Here is a 22,197-nt window from a genome sequence, read left to right on the forward strand (position 1 = left end):
AGTCGCCAGCCCGATCAGCCATCACGAGGGTGTCCGCTGATCGGTCCATGGCTGACGCGTCGAGCACCGCAACTATCGTCAGCGCAATCGCCCCCTGCCCGCCGGTTATGTTGAGGTCAACGCCAATCGCGTGAACCAGGACTGGTGACGACCATCCGTTGGAGACGATCTGCGACGATCGTGACGGCACCGTCGGCATTTTGGAGTCGGCCCCGGACGAGCAGAGCAGGTGCCGTCTGTGCGATCTTCCGGTAGCGCGTCCACAGTCCCGGGCTGCAGAGCACGTTCACCATGCCGGTCTCGTCTTCCAAGTTGATGAAGGTGACCCCGCCTGCGGTGCCGGGGCGTTGGCGGTGAGTAACGGCGCCGCCCACGAGAACGCGGTCACCGTCAGGCATGTTCGGCAGATGGACGGCGCGTACGACCCCGAGTGCGTTGAGGCTGTGCCGGAGGAACTGCGTGGGATACACGTCGACAGTGACCCCCGTGGCCCACATGTCTGCCGCGGCGAGTTCCGCGTCGCTCATTCCGGGCAGAGTGGGGGGCGTGCCGGCCGTCGCCATGCCGGCGAGGCGATCGGGCCGCTCTCTCGCCGCAGCTCCGGCCGCCCAGAGCGCCTGCCGCAAGCTTCCGCCGAAACATGCCAGAGCTCCCGCTGTAGCAAGTGCTTCCGCCTGCCTGGTAGTCAGCTCGACCCTGCCCGTGAGATCCAGCAGATCGGTGAAAGCGCCGCTGGCGTCCCGTTCCTTGGTGATGCGTTCCGCGAGATCGTCTCCGATGCCGCGTACGGCTGACAAGCCGAGGCGCACCTCCAGCCCGTCTCTCTCGAGAGTCGCCCATGCCAGGCTCTGGTTGATATCGGGTCGGTGCACCGTCACTCCGTGCCGACGAGCATCCGCGATCAGCGACTGCGGAGAGTAGAACCCCATGGGCTGTGCCCGTAGTAGAGCCGCGCAGAATGCGGCCGGGTGATAGAGCTTGAGCCAGGACGAGTAGTAAACGAGCGAGGCGAACGACTGGGCGTGACTCTCGGGGAAGCCGAAGTTGGCGAAGGCACATAGCTTCTCATAGATGCGCTCGGCAATACAGAGATCGATGCCGTGTCTCTGTTTGGCTCCTTCGTAGAACCTGCTGCGCAGTCGTTCCATCCGCTCCGGGGAGCGCTTGGCGCCCATGGCGCGACGCAACTGGTCAGCCTCCGCCGGCGTGAAGCCGGCGACATCCACGGCGAGCTGCATCAGCTGCTCCTGGAACAGGGGCACACCGAGGGTGCGATCGAGAGCTGCCCTCATCGACTCGTGTTCCACAGCTGGTGCCTCACGCCCGTTGCGTCGTCGGATGTACGGGTGCACTGAGCCGCCCTGGATCGGTCCCGGCCGGATCAAAGCCACTTCGACCACGAGGTCATAGAATTTCTTCGGTCTTAGACGTGGCAGCGTCGCCATCTGTGCCCGCGACTCCACCTGAAAAACCCCGACGGAGTCTGCGCGGCTGAGCATCTCGTACACCGCGGGATCGTCCAGTCTGAGCCTTGCGAGATCGACGTGCAGTCCCTTGTGCTCTCTCAACAGATCGACCGCATAGTGCAGAGCGCTCAGCATCCCCAGGCCCAGTAGATCGAACTTGACCAACCCCTCCGCGGCGCAGTCGTCCTTATCCCATTGCAAGACGCTCCGGTTCTCCATACGCGCCCACTCTGTGGGACACACGTCCGCGATCGGTCGGTCGCAGATCACCACGCCGCACGGGTGGATCCCCAGATGTCTTGGCAGATCGGTGATTTCCTCGGCGAGTGCGCGCACAGCCGGAGGCATGTCGACCCCGTTGCCGTCGTCCCTAGTCTTCCCCTGTTTGCTCCACGCATCCTGTTGCCCCTGGGAGAAGCCCAGCGCGCGCGCAACATCGCGTACGGACGAGCGCCTCCGGTAGGTGACCACATTCGCCACCTGCGCCGCGTACTGCCGTCCGTACCGCTCGTACACATGTTGGATGACCTCCTCGCGTCGATCGGACTCGATGTCGATGTCGATGTCAGGGGGCCCATCGCGTTCCGGTGACAGGAATCGTTCGAACAGCAGGCCTTCGGCGATGGGGTCAATGGTGGTGACGGACAGCGCATAGCAGACCGATGACGTGACGGCGCTGCCTCGGCCCTGACAGAGGATGTCGCGGTCGTGACAGAACTGGACGATCTCGTGAACGATCAGGAAATAGCCAGGGAAGTCGAGAGCTTCGATCATGCGCAGTTCGTGCTCGATCTGCTTGTACGCCTTTGGATTCGACGCTCGCGGGCCATATCTGTCGTGGGCCCCTCGACTGACCAGTTCACGCAACCACGACGTCTCGGTGTGGCCATTCGGCACGTCGAACGGTGGTAGCCTCGGCGCGACGAGCTTCAAGTCGAAGGCACACTCGCCCGCCAGCTCGACTGCTCCTCCTACGGCCGCAGGGAAGTCCGGGAGCAGCGCGGCCATCTCGTCGCCCGATCGCAGGTGCGCGCCACCCGCCGACGGAAGCCAGCCGTCCATCTCGTCCATAGTTCGTCGTGCGCGGATCGCGGCCAGGGTCATCGCGAGCCGACGCTGCTGTGGGTGGGCGAAGTGCGCGCCGGTCGTGGCGATGATGCCTCCGCCGACGCCGCCGGCCAAGCCTGCCGGAGCCGCCAGCGCTGCTAGTCGATTGTTCCGCTCGTCGTCGTCGGGCCCGCCGTGAGTGGTGAGCTCGATGCTGACGCTGTCTGCGCCGAACCGGTCGACGAGATCGCTGACGGCCGCCAAGGCGGCTGCCTCTCCGGCGCGCTCGAGTGCGCGGCGCACTGCTCCCTTCCGGCATCCGGTGAGGATGTGCCAGTGCCCGCCGGACGCCTCCGTGAGGACGTCCAGGTCGAATCTGAGTCGCCCCTTCTCGCCGGCGGCCATGTGCGCGTCTGCCATGGCACGCGAGAGGCGACGGTAACCTTCCGGGCCCTTGGCCAGCACCAATAGATGTTCGCCCGCCGGATCGGGGGTGCCTGTCCTCTCCTCGTCGAGGGCGAGTGACAGTTCGGCCCCGTACACAGTGGGTACGCCGAGTGTCTTCGCGGCCTGCGCGAATCGTGCTGCCCCGTAGAAGCCGTTGTGGTCGGTAATCGCCAAGGCCTTCAGCCCGAGCGTATGTGCCTGCTCGACCATGTCCTCCGGCAGGGCGGCGCCATCGAGGAAGCTGAACGCGGAATGAGCGTGCAGCTCGGCGTATGGGACGCGCGACCCGGGGTGTTCTATCGCGGGGACGGCGGACCGGCTAGCGGGAACTTCGGGAGAGCTCCGTGGGAGGTCGGCGTATCCCTCCCCTCGCGTGGGTGGTCGACCTGACAGCACGCGCTCCATCTCTGACCAGCTCTGCATCCCTATTTCGAATCCCACGCCACTATAGTATATGCGTTCGAATATCGATCCGGGGCTGCGCGACCCCATACGGGGGTGGGGGCTTTCATGCGCACCCGCGGCACCGCGACTGGACGACGCGTTCCCCTCTCTGATTGCCGGGGCCGTGGGGCCACGTGAGGTTGTTGGACCGCTACCCAGCGACGCGGTGACCGTCGAGAATCCGCAGTTGGGTGCCGCCTAGTTCGGCATGTCGCCCGCCCGCACGGGGCGGTCCGGTGGCTGAGCCGCGATCTCCTCCACGGCGGCCGCTGCCGCCGCCTGTCTCTCTGCGTCTTCCCGTGCGGGTGTGTAGTAACGACGGTAGATCGGCAGTGCCAGGGCGGTAGTGATGACGGCCACCACTACCAGGATCGAGAACATGCGCTGTTCGATGATGCCGAGCCCGAGGCCGATATTGATGAAGATGAGGATCATCAGTCCGCGAGCGTTCATCAGCGCCCCCATTGCGGTCGCTTTGCCCCAGCCCCATCCGTACGCCCGCGACACGAGCACGGCTGCCGCGGTCTTGGACGTGAACGCGGCGGCCAACAGTAACCCCAGGATGAGAAGGACGCTGCCGGAGATGGTGGTGATGTCCGTGTTCAAGCCCGAGTACGCGAAGAACACCGGGAGGAACAGGCAGCGGACAAGCTGTAGCAGACGGGCGTTGATCAGTGCGGAGAATCCAGGGACGGACGGTAGTGCCATACCGGCGATGAAGCCGCCGAAGACCGAGTAGATGCCGATGTAGTCGCTGAACCAGCCCGCTCCGAGGACGAGCATCAGCAGCGCACCGAGTAACCCGTCGCCGACGTGTCCCTCATCGACGGCGCGTTGCATCGGTCGGCGGAAGAGTTTGGGTAGTAGCCAGAACGCGATCGCGGCGAAGGCCGCGGCCGGCAGGATAGTGTGCAGCAGGCCGGACAGGGTGCCTCCGCTGGCGAAACCGCTGAGCACGGCGAGCAAGCACCAGGCCATGGCGTCGTCGAGCGCGGCGGCGCGGGTGGCGACTGCGCCGAAGGGCGTCCCCATCATGCGTCGTTCCTGCAGCATGCGGGCGAGCATCGGGAAGGCTGTGACGGACAGTGCGCCGCCCACGAACACGACGAACACGCCGGGTGCAATGTCAGCGGGGCGGAACCGGTTCGCGACCAGCGCTGCGGCGGCGGCACCGATGGTGACCGGCACGACCATCCCAGCGATGGCCATGACGACCGGGAAGGATGCCTCTTTGCGCGACCCTGCCTCATGCTCGTGCTCGATGCCGACGAGGAACATGTAGAAGCTCAGGCCGAGCATGGCGATCACGAACAGGGTCTGCTTGACGTCGGTGGGAAACAGGTGGGCGGACAGGTCTGGGGCGACGGCGCCCAAGAGACTGGGGCCGAGGACGACGCCGGCTGCCATCTCGCCGACGACCGCGGGTTGCCGCAGCATCGGGGCGATCCGTCCGAAGAGCTGCGCGGTGGCGACGATGACGAACAGCGCGACGGTCACCCCCAGCAGCACGTGGAAGCTGTGGCCGGTCATCGCGGGCCTGCTTCGGCCGACAGTGCGTAGGGCGGGTATGCGGTGCTGGCCAGCGAGGCAACCCCGGTGACCATCGCTGCGACGGCGACGGGAAGGCCACGCTTCAGGGACAACCATCCGAATAGCTGTGCGGCAAAGGCTATTACGAACCAGGCGGTAGCGACGCCGAGCAGAAGATGGAGCGATGGGTCGGTCACTGTATTCCTCCGTGCGCGTCCGATGCCGTTCGTCACCGAGGATTCAGAACGTGGTCGACCGGCGCGTTCGTTCGGGGCACCCCGGATCCGTCGAGGTGGCTGGGGCAGAGATGCTGGTAGTGGCGCGTGCCTCATTCGGCAGGGACCGGCAACGCGCCTTGCTTCCTGGCGCGCTCGATCACTGCGTGTGTCGTGAGGGCAGCGTCTACTCAGCGGATTCGACGGTGGTGTCGAACAGGTCGGGCACCTTCAGCGCGAGGGTCATGTCGCCCTCGACCTGGATCTTTCCGGTCAGGAACGCCTTCATGGCGTCTTGCCGGCCCTCCGCGATTGCGATCCACGTATCGCTGGTGGTAGTGAATGTGGTGTCGGGCTCGGATACGCCTCCGGGGATGACGTGTCCCTTCCCGTCCTTGATCTCGAAGGCCCAAAGTCCCTGCTCATCGTCGGTGATGTGCCATTGGATTGTCCGCTGGAGGTCCGCGGCTTCTTCGGGCTTGAACCGGCTCGGTAACTCCTCGAAGAACCCAGCCATCGTCAGCGTCATATCGAACTCCTAGGTGCGTGCTCGAACTATCCGAGCGCGGTGAACAGCTATAGTCCGAACGCTAACTACACGCACTTCACTGCGTGTTTCACGGGGTGTAAGTAGACGGGAAACCTCAGCCGATGAGCTTATCCTGCAACTCTACAAATTCGCCGGGCAGCGATGCTCCATGATCCCGCTGGATCCCTTCTCTAAACTCTTCCAATCTCTTGGTTGCCGATCGTAGATCGCCCTTGAGCATCAAGGAGTTGATGACCGCCTGGTTCGCAAGAGGATTGTACTTGTCTATCCGAAGCATCTGGTAGGACGACTCCAGGAGTTCTTCTTCAAGGCCGCCGGCGCTGTCGAACTCCATGAGCCTGACCAGGGCGTACCAGCAGATCAGCCGATACTTCCGCCGATATACGTCAGCCCAGTCGCCCTCGTCTTGCAGCAGCGTTCCGCGCGAGACATATTCGGCGATGCGCCGGTAGTAGAAGCGGGCGCGGTCGGTGGCGCCGGCCCTGTCGGCGGCGCATCCGCGCTGGTAAAGCAGCTCGACGTCCGCGACATCTGTCCACCAGAGTTCGGCCGATTCGAAGCTGTACACCCGTTTGGCGTTGTGTCGGATGAAGGACGACTCCTCCCTCGGGCCCAGGCCGGGTTCGAGGGAGCGTTTGAGGCTGTGGATATTGACGTCAAACTGGGCAATAGCCTTTTCTCGGTCGGATTCAGGCCACAGTGCGTCTACGAACTCGTCTGCCGATCGGGGGCGCCCGGGGTTGAGTAGGAACCACAGAAGAATGGAGACACCTTTTCGTCGGGGCCCTACCTCGATCTGTTGGTCATCGCGAAAGAGACGTAATGATCCGAAAAGATACGCACGATACGGGGACGCCTGCTCAAGTGCTCTCGGGTGATCGCTCGTCGCCGCGTCCGAGGATCCCTCCCCGGGAAGGGTGTTCGAGAGCTGGGACCCGGATCCACCGCTCTTCGCAGACAGAAGGCCGCGAAGCCGCAGGGCTCCAAGATCGACGCGCCCCTCGGACGGTCCATGCGCCCTCATTGCCGGCGCCTCGGAGTGCGGGGCCACAGCTTGGTTGATGGCCGAAGGGCAGCGTCTGCGTAGGAACTTTGCGGTATCAAATGTTCGCCCCCAGTTGATCTGATGTCGAGAACGTGAAGCCATGATTTGTCCGACTAACCGACTGGCCTGTGCGCTTGACCACGACCGTGCGACAGTCTCTACCTCACCGTCTGCTTTGACGATCGATTGCTGGGTTCGCCGTCACCGACCGCCCGCCCACCTCGCGTGACCGCTCGCCCAGTTGCTCATCGTTCATACTCAACTGTACACGTGAAAGTCAAGCACGGGGGTGTAGTGGACCAGCTGCCGCTGCACTCGCCTGCCGGCGGGGCTCGCATCGCGATGTCCTTCCCGGCAGGCGACGATCCAGCTGTCTGTGGGACGCGACGATCGACGTCCTGCTCGGCTCGGTGTGAGCTGTCATAGTTGGCGGATCGACGAGGGTCGCCCCCCCTCCGAGCAACGGCGGGGCGTTACGGTGGGCCCGGCGAGCCCACCGGCTCGGCATGGGAAGCGTCTGGCTGCGATTCATGGCCGGCGGCCGAAGTCGGTCACCTTGCATGCTGCCGACTCCCTTGGTGTCTCGACGACGTCAAGAACCGAGCCAGGTCCTCACTCTGCAACCGAACTTCGTATATACTCAACCACACATGAGAAAGTCAAGCCTAGAGGAGTGGAAGATGGGTGGCTACCGTCAGTTTTGCGGTGTAGCTCGCGCCCTGGACCTAATAGGAGGGCGATGGTCGATGCTCATCGTCCGAGAACTCCTTGTGCGCCCAGCTCGCTATAGCGAGTTGAGGGAGTCGCTCCCTGGCATCGCCACGAACCTGCTGGCCAACCGGCTACGCGAGCTGGAGGCAGGCGGAGTTGTCGAACGATCACTGAACACGACGACCAACAGCATCGTCTACTCCCTGACTCCGTGGGGGGAGGAGCTGCGAGCGGTCGTTGACCCGCTGGTTCGTTGGAGTGTTCCTCTGATGGTCTCGGGACCGCGAGCGGACGACACATTCCGGCCGCAGTGGCTTGTCGTCGCCTTGGAAGCTCTGTTGGAGGACGCCAGGTCGGCCAAGAAGGTCACATTCGGACTGGACGTCGAGGGCGCCCTGGTGACGGTGACCATCGACCGATCAGGCTGCCACGTCGAACTCGACACCGGAACGCGTCCCCAGACGGTGTTGCGCGTCGATCCGTTCGTGGCGCTTGGCCTTGCGTCAGGTGAGCTTCCAGCGGCCGACGCCATCGGCGCCGGCGTCCTCGAAGGTGACCCAGGCGTCATATTCGAGGCCTTCGCGCCTCATACGCACCAAGCAGCGACACCAGCAAGGCTCGCCTGAAAGGGCGGCCCAATCTGACGCCGCTTGCTGCGTTTCGCTCGATGCGAGGTGTTTGACGGATGGCCCGGCGACTCCGACTGGCAGGCAACAGTCACCGATCGGGATCGGCGCGTCTCGCCTGGTCCCACAGACGCTCGGCGGTGCTACTGTGATCCGCGGCCGAGGCCGGGCCGCCGACCGCGTCGATATAGGTCGCGAAGTAGTCGCCGGCTGCCAGGCCGTTTCCATGACGCATGCAGACGTCGATAATAGCTGCCATCGCCTCCTCGGAGCAGGGATCATACTCCTGAATCAGCATCGCACACAGTAGAGCCTTGTGAATGAGTCCTTCAGTTATGTATAGCGTCAGGAGTTCGTGTTGAACGGCCTGCTGATTGACCTCGTGAACGGCGCGATCGTCGTCGAACCGATCGTCGAAAAGGTCTTCAGGCAGAAAACCGTGCGCGTAGTAGTCGAGCAGGCGTTCGTAGTGCGCGATCGCCGTAACGTTGTCTCGGCTCTTCCGCGCTCGCCGCGCGGCCGCTGCGAGGGACTCGACCTCCGCTACGTCTGTCCACCAGACACCGTTCGTATCGAACCAATAATGCCCTGTCTTGTTGAGCCGGATGAATTTCGACTGTTCGCGAACTCCCAGCTCGGGTTCAAGAGCGTGTCGCAAATGATGCACGGCGACATGCAACCTATTCGTGCTGTCAGAGCCGTTCTCCGGCCACAGTAGATGGGAAAGTGTTGACGCATCGACTCGCACATTCGGGTGCAGAAGAAACCACTTCAGGAGCTTCCGAGCGCTGGCCCTTCTAACCGCAGTAATTGCGCAATCGTCGCGAAGTACCTGGAACGGGCCGAACAGGTGGGCGCGGTAGTGTGGACGATCGGCCGGGCAGGCGCGGTCGGAACGTTGTAGGGTGTATTCTGTTTGGACGCTGCCTTGAGAAATCTCGAAACCCCCAGTGTCGAAGTCGAGTTGAGCCTGTTGGCGTCAGTGCGACCTAACATGCGTCACCGTCGATTCCCCCCGAATCCGAAGCCATTGCAGTCCACCGTTGCGGGCAAGTGGGCCGCGAGGTCTACGCGGATCAACCGTGGGTGTCAGGCGCGGCTGGCACCCAACTCCATCAACCAAACGCCGCGCATCTTGCGCTTCTCTTCCCCCGTCCGTAAGCCGCTTGACAACCCCAGTCAACCAGTGGTCCACGGTTCATGAGGTCCGGATCGATCGGGAAGCGGGGCACGATCGGCGCAGTCGGCGGTTGCGGTGACAGCGCCGTCGCCGTGAACACATGGATCGTGCAGTGGCGGCGGGCGGCGACGTCGGTTCGGGCGCTGACCTGCCGTAACAAGATCAGTCGCACTGATCGGCTTGCGGTCCCGGTCGGCGCCCGATAGGGACGAGCTGCCTGGCCGAGGAGCGGCGTTATGTCCGCCACTCTCCTCGCCCGCCGGCCCACACGTCACGGCACGGATGTCGAGGCCGCTCTGTGCCGGACCCCCCAAGCCTGGCGTGGAGCCACACGCGTCAGCAGCAGCCCAAAGCGGTCTCACCGGTCGTCGTTGGGCCGTGCCTCGTTGAAATCTGCGCCGCGCCGGCTACAGAGACCTCCCTGGCAGATCTCGACAATTTAGGCACCAAACGGTGGACGCGGCGACCTGGTCCATCAGCGCACGCCATGCGACCCGTTAACTCGACCAGACCAAACGGGAATCCTCTTGAGCACTCCTTTCCTCGCAAGTAAGCCGAACGGAATCGCCGCCGCCGACAGTGTCGATGAGAAAGGCGGCTGATTGGATGACGAAGGCTATTAGCGAACGACTGACAGAACTGTCAGATGACCAGCGTGCTGCGCTGACGGAGGCGCTTCGGGCCCGGCGTAGCGACGAGTCCGACAGACCGGGCCATGACGTCGTCGTTCTCGGTGGTGGCACGGCAGGCCTGACCCTGGCGCTGCAACTGCTCGGAGACATGCCGGACCTCCGGGTCGCGATCGTCGAACGGCGGGAGCACCCGGTGCCCGAGACGACACACAAGGTAGGCGAATCGACGGTCGAGATCGCCGCACACTACCTGCGTGAGACGATGGGGCTGCGAGAGCACCTGGAAACAAGGCAGATCCGAAAGTTCGGCCTTCGGATGTTCTTCAGTACCGACGACAACACCGACATAGGACGGCGTGTCGAACTCGGCAGTTCGCAGTTCCCGCCGCTCAATACCTACCAGCTCGACCGTGGGCGCCTGGAGAACGAACTAGCGCAACGGTGCGCCCGCGCCGGCGTCGACCTGCTATCGGGCCACATGGTGACTGGTGTCGATCTGTCATCCGCAGACTGCTATCACCAGGTTCGCCTGTCTGGACCCGATGGAGAACGCGAGCTGTCCGCGCGATGGATCGTCGACGCGTCGGGACGGAACAAACTTCTACAGCGACACAACCATGCGCAGAAGAAGGTACCGCACTCGGCGAACGCAGCGTGGTTCCGTATCGCTCATCCCATTGACGTCAACACCTGGAGCTCGGGAACCAACTGGTCGAATCGGATCACCGATGGCGATCGCGCCATGTCGACCAACCATCTGATGGGACCGGGTTACTGGGTGTGGCTGATCCGACTCGCATCCGGGTCGACCAGCGTCGGCATCGTCGCCGAGTCCGATGCCCATCCGTTCCGGGACTTCAATCGCCTCGACAAGGCACTGGAGTGGTTGCGAGTCAAGGAACCTCAGTGTGCAGCTCTCATCGACGAGCACCGCGACGCCATCCAGGACTTCCACGTCATGCGGGACTACGCTTACAGCTGCGACAAGGTCTTCTCCGGCGACGAGAGGTGGTGTCTGACTGGCGAATCCGCGCTCTTCCTCGATCCGCTCTACTCGCCGGGCCTGGACCTCATCGCGATCGGCAACGGCCTCGTCGTCGACCTGATAAGTAGATCGCAGCGCGGCGAGGACGTCACCGCGCTCGCAGCGATCCACGATCGACTGTTCCGTAGCGTCACCGAGATCTGGCTGGCGATCTATCAGGGCCAGTACCGACTGATGGGTAACGCCCGAGTCATGTCGTCGAAGGTGATCTGGGACACAGCGTTCTACTGGGGCGTCTTCGGACTGCTCTTCTTTCAGGATAAGTTTCGAGTGGCCGCCACGACCCCCGCCATCGCAGCCAACCTCGAGCGTCTCACGCAAATCAGCAATAGGATGCAGCAGTTCTTCCGCGAGTGGGAGTCAATCGACGACACGCAGCTGACGGATCGATTCGTAGACCTCTATGCGCCACTGGATTTCATGGTGAAGCTGCACACGGGCATGGCGGACGCGCTGACCGATGTGGAGTTCGAAGCGAGATTCGCCGACAACACCCGACTCTTCGGACAGCTCGCCGGCCAGTTGATGAGCACGGTTATCGAAACGTACGCGGAGCGGACGCTCGCCGACGACGTGGTTGCCCGCATCCAAGAGTGGCAACGAGATTCTCTGGTCGCCGATCTCATCGCAACCTATCGACGCGAACGCAAGCAGAACCCGACCAGCACGAAGTGGATGATGGTGGGCCAGCCCGAGCCGCCAGCGATGACCGACGACCAGTGCAGCGTCGAGAACGCCGTAACTGCAACCGCATAGGGGAAACACAATGGCCAGAGCAGCCGAAGCCGTGAGCGACAGCGAAGTACGCTCCACCGACGTCGATGTAGCGATTCTAGGAGGCGGCATTGCGGGTCTGACGCTCGCTCTACAGCTCAAACGCGCCTTGCCCGACCTCGACGTCCTTGTCATCGAGCGCGAGGCCCATCCGGTGCCGGAAGCCGCGCACAAGGTGGGCGAATCGAGCGTGGAAATGCAGGCCCATTACCTGCGCGACGTGCTCGGGCTGCAGGCGCACCTCGAGAACGATCATCTCCGCAAGTTCGGGTTGCGGATCTTCTTTCCTCACGGCGACAACAGCGATATTGCCGAGCGCGTCGAGTTCGGTCAGGTCGAGGAGGCGCCGCTAGCCACCTATCAGCTCGATCGCGGCAGACTGGAGAACTACCTCGCTCGGGCCGTAGCTGATCTCGGTGTCCGGTTCCATGACAACAGCAGGGTCCGCCACGTGGAGCTGGGCGAGGCCGACAAGCCCCACCGAGTCGAGATGACCGACCACACGGGAAGCGCGGCCGTCGTCAATGCTCGCTGGGCAATCGACGCGTCCGGTCGGGCGGCTTTGCTGAAGCGGCAGCTGGGCCTTGCGAAGCCGGTCGGGCATAAAGCCAGTTCGGCATGGTTCCGAATCGGACATCAGATAGCTGTCGACGACTGGTCATCCGACCCTGACTGGCAGGCTCGGGCCAATCTGGAACGCGGCCCCTACGGCCGCAAGGGAGGGCCGCGATACCTGTCCACCAACCACCTGATGGGCCCTGGCTACTGGGTCTGGCTCATCCCGCTCGCGTCGGGAGCTACCAGCATCGGGATCGTCGCTGACGGGCAGATGCACCCACCCCGGGGCTTCAACACCCGCGACCGCGCTTTGGCGTGGCTCGACGCACACGAACCTCAGTGTGCGGCGGCTATCCGCCGGCATCAGGACGCGATCAAGGACTTCCGCGTCATGACGGACTACGCCTACAGCAGCAAGGCGGTGTATTCACCCCACCGCTGGTGCCTGACGGGCGAAGCGGGGGTGTCGATCGATCCGCTCTACTCCTCCGGCGGCGACCTCATGGGCATCAGCAACGGCCTGATCACCGACCTGATCCAGCGAGACTTTGCCGGCGAGGACATCACCGAGCAAGTGGTCGCCCACAATCAGGTGTACCTCGTTCTGAGTGAGATCTGGCTCGTCGCCTACGACAAGCAGTATCCGCTCATGGGCAACGCGCAGGTGATGGTCGCAAAAGTGATTTGGGACACGATCATGTACTGGGCGGTGCCCGGGTTGCTCTTCTTCCATGAAAAGATTCCACGCCTCGGCGATAGCGCTCCGGCCATGGTGAACCTGATGCGGGCGTGGAAGATCCATGAGCGCGTGCAGAAGTTCTACCGCGAGTGGCACTCCGTAGACAACGAGCCGGCGGCCCGGGTCTTCGCAGATCCTTACACGCTTATGAAGTTCATCGTCGACCTTCATGAGGGTATGGACGCCGGCCTGCCCGATGCCGAGCTGGAACGACAGTTCGACGCGAACGTCCGGCTCCTCGAACAAATCGCGGGACAGTTGGCGGACACCGTCGTCGCCAGCCTCAGTCGATCCGACGATCCGGCGACGGTCGCCCAGGTAGCAAGCTGGGAGGCGGACTCGATGTTGTCTGAGTTGCGCGCCCTTCACCTGCGCATGAGCGAGACGAATCCCATCGACGATGCGTGGATCACGTTGGGCCGGCAGAGCCCTTCACTGGCCTGAGAGTGGGCGCCGACGTGACGAGTCGAGCATCCAGTAACGAGAGTAACCACATGGCGACATCCATTCGGTCCCGCTTGGGAGAGCTGTCACCTGACCAGCGGGTCGGACTAGCAGAACGCCTGCGTCAAAACGCGCAGCGCCGTAGCTCCGCTTGGTTCGTCAAGCATGCCGACGACGAACGTCCAGTGCGTCTGTTCTGCTTCCCGTATGCGGGAAGCGGCGCCAGCGTATTCCACACCTGGCCAGCCCTACTTCCCGACTACGTGCAGCTGTGCGCGCTCCAGCTGCCCGGACGCGAGACTCGTCTCACCGAAAATCCCTATCGTCAGCTCCGGGCGCTGGTCAGCGACTTGGGCGATGAGATCATCCCCCTGCTGGATCGCCCCTTTGCCTTCTTCGGGCACAGCATGGGCGCGCTCGTAGCCTTCGAACTCGCGCGACAGCTGGGGGATCATGACGTCCTCCAGCCGTCTCGCCTGTTCCTTTCTGCCTTCCGCGCACCACAGCTGCCCAACCCGAACATCAAGATCTTCCACTTACCCGACGAGGTACTGAAAACTGTTCTCGCCAAGGAAGGGATGCCGAGAGGTCTGCTCGACAGCGACGAAGTCATGGCGGCACTACTGCCTGCCTTGCGCGCAGACCTCGAGGTATGCGACACCTATAAGTACGCACCGCAAGCGCCACTGTCCATACCTATCTCGATGTACGGGGGGCTCCAGGACGTACGCGTGGGTCGCGCCGACCTAGCCGCTTGGGGCGACGAAACGTCGGCATCGTTCGATCTCACTATGCTGCCCGGTCCGCACCTGTTTCTGCAGAGTGCCCAGGAGCAGTTGGTAGCGAGTATCGCGCGAAAACTAGGCCCCCCGGCCGACCGCCCCAGAGCCACGGCGATATCGAGTCTTCACGAATGAAACGTCGGCGGACGGCCGTCGCCCAGCAGGCGGTCAACGAGATCCACTGCGCCGCTGCGGGCCTCAACGCTCCGAAGACAAAGACAGAATCCAGGGAGGACGCTGCCAGATGATCGAACAGAAGGGCCGCATGGATCGGCCCGAGCCGCTCGCGATCGTAGGAATCGGCTGCCACTTCCCAGGGGGCGCAACAACTCCGAGCAAGTTCTGGGATCTGCTCTGCGCTGGCGTCGACGCCACCTCGGAGGTGCCCGAGAACCGGTGGGAGTCGCGCAAGTTCTACGACCCCGACAGCGGGAAGCTCGGCAAGATGTCGACGACCCGAGGCGGCTTCCTCGACCGAGTCGACCAGTTCGACGCTCATTTCTTCGGAATCGCTCCGCGGGAGGCGATCTGGATCGATCCGCAGCAGAGGCTGTTGCTACGGGCGGCGTGGGAGGCGTTCGAAGACGCTGGACAGCCGGCGGACCAACTCGCTGGTAGCGACACCGGGGTGTTCATGGCGGGGTTCACCCTGGATTACAACCTGCTGCAAAACTACGGAGTGCAAAGCCGCTACGAACTCGACTCGCACTCCGCGACGGGAATGATGTCGACGATGCTGTCCAATCGACTCTCGTATTCCTTCGACTTCCGCGGCCCCAGCCTTACCGTTGACACGGCCTGCTCAGGATCGCTCGTCGCGGTACACCTTGCAGCACAGTCGATCTGGAACGGCGAATGCTCGATGGCTCTCGCCGGAGGCGCAAGCGTGATCCTCGCACCGAATATGACGATCGCCGAGTCCAAGGGCGGCTTCCTCAGCGCCGATGGGCGGTGCAAGGCGTTCGACGCCAGCGCCGACGGCTACGCCCGGGGCGAGGGAGCGGGGGTTGTCTTGCTGAAACCGTTGAGCCGCGCACAGGCCGACTGCGACGACATCTACGCACTGCTCGTCGGAAGTGCGGTCACTCAAGACGGCCGCACCAACGGAATCACCGTGCCCAACGGTGACTCTCAAGCCGAAGCGATGCGCGTCGCATGCGCTCGCGGCGGGGTAGAGCCGCGCCAAGTGAGCTACGTCGAGGCGCACGGCACTGGCACTCCACTCGGAGATCCCATCGAAGCCACGGCCATCAGCAGTGTCTTTGCTCAAGACCCTTGTCGTGACCCTGTCCTGGTCAGCTCGGTCAAGACCAATATCGGACATCTCGAAGCTGCCGCAGGCGTAGCCGGCCTGATCAAGACCGCACTGGTTCTGAAGAACGGACAGGTTCCCGGACACCTGCACCTGAACGAACCGAACCCCGCAATCGATTTCGACGAGCTGGGTATTCGTGTACCAGCGGAGCTCGAAACGCTGCCGGACGAGGCAGCCCCCCGGTTCGCCGGCGTCAACTCGTTCGGTTTCGGAGGTACCGTGTCGCACGCCGTCTTGCAGAGCGCACCGGCACTCGCACCGCAGACTACCGACGAAACCGCCCCGCGGGAGGGCACCCCTCGGCTGCTGACGCTGTCCGCCAAGAGCGCTCCGGCGCTGCGTGATGTTGCAGCATCCATGTCCGACCGCCTCCTTGAGCCAGGCGGCAGCCTCGACGACATCGCCTTCTCGTGCAACGTCCGGCGAACACATCATGAGCACCGCCTGTCCGTGGTCGCGAGCGACGCGGTCGAGGTCCGCGAACGCCTGGCGGAGTTCGCTGGGGGAGAGGAGCATCCGGACGTGGTCACTGGACGGGCCCGAGTTGGATCGACACCTCCGAAACTGGCGTTCGTGTTCACTGGCATGGGCCCCCAGTGGTGGGCGATGGCCCGTCAGTTGCTCGACTCGGAACCCGTGTTCCGTGATGCAGTCCAAAGATGTGATGACGAGCTACGGAGATACACCGGTCGCTCCCTGATGAGTGAGATGCTTGCCTCGGAGGACGAGTCTCGCATGTCCGAGACCGAGGTCTCGCAGCCGGCAAACTTCGCTGTCCAGGTGGGCCTGACCGACCTCTGGCGGGCACGCGGAATCACTCCGGACGCGGTCATCGGCCACAGCACGGGAGAGGTTGCGGCACAGTACATCGCCGGCGTGCTGAGCTTCGAAGATGCGGTCAAAGTCGTCTACCACCGCAGCAGACTCCAACAGCGCACATCAGGCCAGGGCCGGATGCTTGCGGTGGGTATGACGCCGGAGACACTCAATCAGGCGGTCGCTGACGCTGGACCACTCGTCTCTGTGGCCGCGATCAACGGCCCGAGCGCAGTGACGATCGCCGGTGAATCCGCAGCCCTGGAAAACATGGCCGACCAACTGGAGACCTTCGGAGTCTTCCACCGCTTCCTCGACGTAGCAGTCCCGTTCCATAGTCATTACATGGATCCCCTCCGAGCGGAGCTCGTAGACGGACTGCAAGACATCACCCCTCGGTCCGCGACAGTCCCGCTGTACTCGACGGTGACCGGAACTCGGATCAATGGTCGGGCGGCCGACGCCGAGTACTGGTGGCAAAACGTCCGAGCCACCGTGTTGTTCGCGTCCGCATTCAGCCAGATGGTCAGCGACGGGTACACCCACATCGTCGAGATCGGACCGCACCCCGTCCTGGCCAGCTCGATGCGGGAGCTGCTCGCCGACGGCGAGGGGCTGCTCGTGCCCTCTCTTCGTCGGAATGGAGACGACCACAGAGTCCTCCTGCAATCGCTCGGTGCATTGCACAATCACGGGCACCGGCCAGACTGGAGCACACTCCATCACCCGTCGGCGAAGTACGTGAAGCTGCCGACGTATCCGTGGCAACTCGAGACGTTCTGGAACGAGTCAGCCGAGGCGAGGGAGGATCGCCACTACGCTCAGGTCCATCCACTACTGGGCCAAAGGATGAACGCGTCCCACCACACGTGGGAGCTTGAGGTCAGCGCATCGCACCCCGCGTTCCTGACCGATCACCGGATCCAGAACAGTACGCTGTTGCCTGGCGCAGCCTTTATCGAGATGTCGTTGGCAGCGGGACGTGACGTCTACGGCCTCGGCGTTGGCGACCTAAGCATCGAGGATCTTACGTTCCACAGGGCGCTGATTCTGAGCGACGCGTCAGACGCGCGGCTGCGGACAATCCTCTACGAGAGTGATGCTCGCGTAGAGATCGCGAGCTTCGTCGCCCTCCCCAACGGGACGCGGGAATGGACCATTCACGCCACAGCAAAGCTCAACCTGCGGACCGCAGCTGCGGGTCACAACGAGTTGGCGGCCGTCCGCAGCGAGTGCCAGATACAAATCGGCCGCTCCGACTTCTACGATCAGACGTCGGAGATGGGTTTTCAATACGGCCCATCATTCCAGCCGGTGCAAGAGATCGCTTACGGGCAGGGGATCGCGATGGGCACCCTTGAGGTGCCTACGGCGATCGCCGACGAACTCGGGGACTACCTATTCCACCCATCACTGGTGGACGGGGCATTCCAGGTCCTGCTGACAGCCGCTACTCCGGCTGACTCAGATGCAACCCGCTCCACACCGTTCCTGCCGGTGGGGCTGCGGCGGGTCGACGTCCTGGCGCCCCCGACGAGGACCATGGTGGCCGTCGCTCATGTGGTCGAGGCCGACGACGCTCACATAGTCAGCGATATCACGCTCAGCGACACGGACGGCAGGATCCTGGTCAGACTATGCGGCTTTCACGCCCAGTCTCTCCAGACCACGACTGCGTTGTCGACCGAGCGAATCGACCGAGACCTACTGGAACTGCAGTGGCAGAAGGCATCCCGTAATGACGTAGATCGGAGCGCCGGCGAGGAGGACGCTGCGGCATGGCTCATCTTCGCCGATCGAACCGGCGTCGCCGCTGAAATAGCGCAGATGCTGCAGAGCGATGGGGTCCGAGTCTTCACGGTCGCACGAAACAACAGTGGACCTCGCGATCTTGGAACGGTTCAGGACTCGTTCTCCATCGACCCTGCCGACCCCGAGCAGTACAAATCCGTGGTCCGCGCCCTGAACAACACCCCGATAGCCAACGTCATTCACCTGTGGAGCCTCGATGCTCCGGCGGATGACGGCTCGGTCGACGGTTCCGCACTGGCATCCCAGGATTTCGGCTCGCAATCGGTCATGCTTCTGATCCAGGCAATCTCGGCCGAACTGGGCCAGCTACCTAAGGTTTGGTTGGCAACCCGAGGTGCACAAGCAGTAGGGACTGGTGAAGCACCGCCCCACATCGATCAGGCGGCAATGTGGGGGCTAGCGAGAGTCGTTGGACACCAGGAGTTCACGAGCCTCTGGGGTGGCATATGCGACCTCGACCCGGACTCGACCGCGGCGACCCAGGGACGCGCGCTGCTCGAAGAGGTGATCCACTCCGACGGGGAGGATCAAATCGCATTCCGGCAGGACGAGAGGTACATCCTGCGACTGTCGGAGGTCAGCGGCCTCAAGCGACCTTTCCCCGCAAGCATGCGAGAGAATGGAACCTACCTCGTCACCGGTGGCCTCGGGGCCCTAGGGTTGCTCGTGGCGCGGTTCCTGGTCGAAAACGGCGCACGCGACATCGCCCTGACGAGTCGCAGCGGTCTTCCGCCGCGAAACTGCTGGAGCACGGTCGAAACGTCACATCCTCAACGTCACCTCATCGACGCCGTCGTCGAACTTGAATCGAAGGGAGCCCGGATACACGTAGCAGCCGTGGACGTCGCTGACGACGCCCAGATGCGCGCCTGGCTCGACGACTACTACAGGAGCGGAATGCCTCCTGTACATGGCGTCGTTCACACTGCCGGAGTTGTGTCGGACGAGCTGCTTATCCGAATGAACACCGCCGACTTCCATCGTGTCCTGCGCCCGAAGATTGGTGGCGGCCAGGTGCTCGACAGGCTGTTCGGCGACGCCGACCTCGATTTCTTCGTCCTGTTCTCTTCCGTGGGGTCGGTGATCGCATCGCCAGGACAAGCAAACTACGCCGCCGGCAATGCATACCTGGACGCTCTAGCGCACCACCGGCGAAGCCGTGGGCTTCGTGCTCTTAGCATCGGCTGGGGTCCATGGTCGATCGGAATGGTCAAAGATCTAGATCTAGAACAGGTGTACGCGCGCCGCGGCATCGGCCTTATCACCCCGGAATCTGGCATGCACATCCTCGGCCGACTGCTGAACCAGGCTGTCCCGCACACCGTGGCAATCACTGTGGACTGGGAGGTTGCTCAGGAATCGTCCTTCGCTGGGAACCCACCACCCATGTTCTCCCTGCTCGGACCAAGCGGACAAAATGGCCAGGGCGACCTCGTCGGAGCGAGCGACGCCCCCCTTAGAGAGCTGCAAAGCGCGGAGCCCGGCGAGCGGTTCCCGATCTTGGTTCGTCACCTGGGGGCGATGGTGTCTGCAGTCCTGGGCCTCGAGGTCGAGCAAGTACCGATTGATGAGAATCTCAACAGCCTCGGCTTCGACTCGATGATGGCTCTCGAACTGAAGCGCCGCGTCGAAATCGGACTGCAAGCAGACGTGTCGGTCCTCGAGCTCCTTCAGGGAATAACGATCACGAGCCTGGCCCAGGCTCTGATGTCTGACCTGCTGATGCCCACGGACGCACCGCCCGCGGACCAGACAACCGCGTCCACCGCGGAGGATCACCAGATCGACGCTGAGCTGGATGAACTAGAGCAACTCCTCGCTTCCGCGGATCCGTCTGAAATCGAACAGCTTCTCAAAGAGGTCGAAGGCGGTGCGCTTGGAGCCGCACCGGGAAGCGGTTCATGAACTGTGCTGGCGCGCAAAATGACGAGGGGTGCCGATCCTCCATCGTCCAGTTGATCCGGCAGCACGTCGATATTGAAAGGAGCACCCGTTGCCCTACGTAGTAACCGCGCCGTGCATAGGAACCAAAGACGCATCGTGCCACAGTGCCTGCCCGGTAGACGCGATTCACCCTTCGCCCGATGAGGCCGAGTTCGATTCAAGCGAACAGGTCTACATCGACCCGACGGTGTGTATCGACTGCGGGGCGTGCGAACCAGCGTGTCCGGTCGAGGCCATCTACTTCGATGGCGAAGTGCCAACCGAATGGCAGTCGTCGATCGCTGCGAATGAGGCGTACTTCGACTAGCGGCGCGAGCGTCGTCAAAGCCTAGGTGGCCTGCCCGAAGTCATCGCCGAAAAGGTCGCCGCGACGCCGCGGCGCCCGGAAGTGGGGAGCTCGCACGGGCACTCGCCGAGGGGCGGGTAGCTGCCACGCAGCAGGGGCGATGTTGATGTCGGCGTGTGCGGCGCGGCAAGAGCGCGTTGGTTCAGGTGCTCGCTAGCCGCCTCACGGGAGGGTGCAACGTCCTCGCCGAATGCTACGCGACGAGCCGGAGCCGCGGGGTGCGGTCTACTTCTACGTTGCGGGCGCGCGGTTCGGCCCCCAGCCGATCTCATGCGTGTTGGATGACTCAACATGCTAGTGTTGACTCATCCAACACACTGGCAAGCGGAAGGCACAACGAATGGAAGACCTCGCTCCGGCATTCAACTCCGCGTGGACCGCACCGTCACCGATCGCATGCGGCCTGCGCACGGACCATCCGATCGTCGGCCTGCCGCTGGTCGACGATGGCGAGCTCGACCTCGCCGACCGACACGCGATCGAAGCGATCGGCCGCGTACAGGGTAACGACCTCGGCGCCTGGGGGCGTGAGGACCGCATCTACCTCGACCAACCCGAGGAGGAGCCGAGCCTGCCTGTCGGCTGGTGCGCTTTCACGACCAGCGGCATCGATCCGCGCTTCTCCTGGGTCGTCCGTAGGCACGAGGACGAAACTGTCAGCGTCCTGCTGTACTGCGGTACATCCGCCGGCGCCTCTGCGTTCAGTAGCTTCGACGGGAGTCCGGAGCTGTACCTGATGAACCGTGGCGGCTACCACCTGGACCGCGAGAAGACCTGGCGGCGGCCGCGGCACACGGCCTACTCCGGCCGCGTCCGCTTCGTCGACCACGGCGACCGTCCTGCCTGGGAGCCGGAGTGGACCGTCCCGGTCCCGGCGGCGCGGACCGTGTCCGCGATGGAGTACCTGAGCCTCAACAGCGTCACGCCGGAAGAGGACGTGAACTGGATTCCGTGGAGTCTCGGCGGGACAGGGAGGTTCAGCTCGTCGCTCTCCATCAGTTCCGGCGGTCTGGTGCTGGACGTGCCAGACACCGAGCCGTGGAACAACGAGTTCTCGCTGTGGCTGGTCGAGCGCGACAAGCGCGCGGCCGCCGGCGAGGATCTTTGCTCGCTCGCAGACTGTGTCGTCGGATTCACCGCTCCCGAGCTGAATCCCGCCGAGCTGATCGACTCGACGCGGATGGCGGCGATGGCTGGCCGAACGATCAATAACTTCTCGGCGAACCGCGCTCGCGGCGGCATCGGTATTCCGCAGCCGTACGTGCATCTCGGCGGCAATCCGGTGTGGACGTACGCGGTCGGCTCCGCATGGGCAGCCGGTTCCAGGCGCGGCGAAGGCTGATTGTCGTAGGTCCCGCGCCAGATCAGGCGCAACTCGTACATGTCGCAACAGCTGCCTCTCGCTAACGATCATGGTCCCAGCGTGGTCCGCACATCCCAGATCCCGTACGGCGGTTGGTGAGTAGCAAACCCGAGGCAAGTCGGTGCCACATCAAGTAAGAACCGACATTACCGTCACAGTGACGAATAGCGGTCGGGGTCCCGGGCTTCCGGAACGGGAGTGGCACAGCCCGCCAGCGGTGACGGATCGACGTGGCGCGAGGACCATCACGACGCAGGGAGTCCAGGTGGTGCGCCAACGTAGACACGCGTAGCAACTACGGTGCTACGTGTGTCATCATGTCCACGTACGCTCATCGCAGCGTGAATGCCATTGCAGCCCAACGTG

The 22,197-nt window shown here is 63.5% G+C and carries 12 protein-coding genes; 7 read left to right on the top strand and 5 right to left on the bottom strand.

Annotated elements, in window-relative coordinates:
* Nucleotides 1-116: 116 nt before the first annotated feature.
* The 4 genes from P0W64_RS19270 to P0W64_RS19285 form a co-directional block, all read right to left on the bottom strand.
* On the bottom strand, nucleotides 117-3,401 hold the full coding sequence (locus P0W64_RS19270) for an error-prone DNA polymerase (protein ID WP_275481789.1): 3,285 nt from the start codon (nucleotides 3,399-3,401) through the stop codon (nucleotides 117-119).
* Nucleotides 3,402-3,602: 201 nt separating this feature from the next.
* On the bottom strand, nucleotides 3,603-4,934 hold the full coding sequence (locus P0W64_RS19275; RefSeq protein ID WP_275481790.1) for a cation:proton antiporter: 1,332 nt from the start codon (nucleotides 4,932-4,934) through the stop codon (nucleotides 3,603-3,605).
* Nucleotides 4,935-5,336: 402 nt separating this feature from the next.
* Entirely contained in the window at nucleotides 5,337-5,678 is a 342-nt protein-coding gene (locus tag P0W64_RS19280) for an SCP2 sterol-binding domain-containing protein (protein ID WP_275481792.1), read from the bottom strand.
* 115 nt (nucleotides 5,679-5,793) lie between these two features.
* Nucleotides 5,794-6,723, bottom strand: coding sequence for a hypothetical protein (locus P0W64_RS19285; RefSeq protein WP_275481793.1), 930 nt, complete (start codon nucleotides 6,721-6,723; stop codon nucleotides 5,794-5,796).
* 671 nt (nucleotides 6,724-7,394) lie between these two features.
* On the opposite strand from P0W64_RS19285, the gene P0W64_RS19290 reads away from it, so the two are divergent.
* Nucleotides 7,395-8,081: a helix-turn-helix domain-containing protein gene (locus P0W64_RS19290; protein WP_275481794.1), complete on the top strand. Its 687-nt coding sequence runs from the start codon at nucleotides 7,395-7,397 to the stop codon at nucleotides 8,079-8,081.
* A 91-nt stretch (nucleotides 8,082-8,172) separates the two neighbouring features.
* On the opposite strand, the gene P0W64_RS19295 is transcribed toward P0W64_RS19290, so the two are convergent.
* The gene (locus P0W64_RS19295; protein WP_343232885.1) at nucleotides 8,173-9,018 is read right to left on the bottom strand and encodes a winged helix-turn-helix domain-containing protein; all 846 of its coding nucleotides are present in this window, start codon (nucleotides 9,016-9,018) and stop codon (nucleotides 8,173-8,175) included.
* An 849-nt stretch (nucleotides 9,019-9,867) separates the two neighbouring features.
* Here P0W64_RS19295 and P0W64_RS19300 point away from each other — a divergent pair.
* From P0W64_RS19300 to P0W64_RS19325, 6 genes are all read left to right on the top strand, one after another.
* Nucleotides 9,868-11,694, top strand: coding sequence for a tryptophan 7-halogenase (locus tag P0W64_RS19300; RefSeq protein WP_275481795.1), 1,827 nt, complete (start codon nucleotides 9,868-9,870; stop codon nucleotides 11,692-11,694).
* 10 nt (nucleotides 11,695-11,704) lie between these two features.
* Nucleotides 11,705-13,453: an NAD(P)/FAD-dependent oxidoreductase gene (locus P0W64_RS19305; RefSeq protein WP_275481796.1), complete on the top strand. Its 1,749-nt coding sequence runs from the start codon at nucleotides 11,705-11,707 to the stop codon at nucleotides 13,451-13,453.
* 50 nt (nucleotides 13,454-13,503) lie between these two features.
* Nucleotides 13,504-14,370, top strand: coding sequence for an alpha/beta fold hydrolase (locus P0W64_RS19310; protein WP_275481797.1), 867 nt, complete (start codon nucleotides 13,504-13,506; stop codon nucleotides 14,368-14,370).
* A gap of 109 nt (nucleotides 14,371-14,479) precedes the next feature.
* The gene (locus P0W64_RS19315; protein WP_275481798.1) at nucleotides 14,480-20,083 is read left to right on the top strand and encodes a type I polyketide synthase; all 5,604 of its coding nucleotides are present in this window, start codon (nucleotides 14,480-14,482) and stop codon (nucleotides 20,081-20,083) included.
* Between the two features lie 88 nt (nucleotides 20,084-20,171).
* Nucleotides 20,172-20,429 carry a 4Fe-4S binding protein gene (locus tag P0W64_RS19320; protein WP_275481799.1) on the top strand — a complete coding sequence of 86 codons (258 nt, stop codon included), beginning with the start codon at nucleotides 20,172-20,174 and terminating at the stop codon, nucleotides 20,427-20,429.
* 379 nt (nucleotides 20,430-20,808) lie between these two features.
* Complete coding sequence (locus tag P0W64_RS19325; protein ID WP_275481800.1) at nucleotides 20,809-21,810, top strand: hypothetical protein; 1,002 nt, start codon at nucleotides 20,809-20,811, stop codon at nucleotides 21,808-21,810.
* Nucleotides 21,811-22,197 lie beyond the last annotated feature (387 nt).

Source organism: Tsukamurella sp. 8F (genome assembly GCF_029167375.1).
GTDB lineage: Bacteria > Actinomycetota > Actinomycetes > Mycobacteriales > Mycobacteriaceae > Tsukamurella.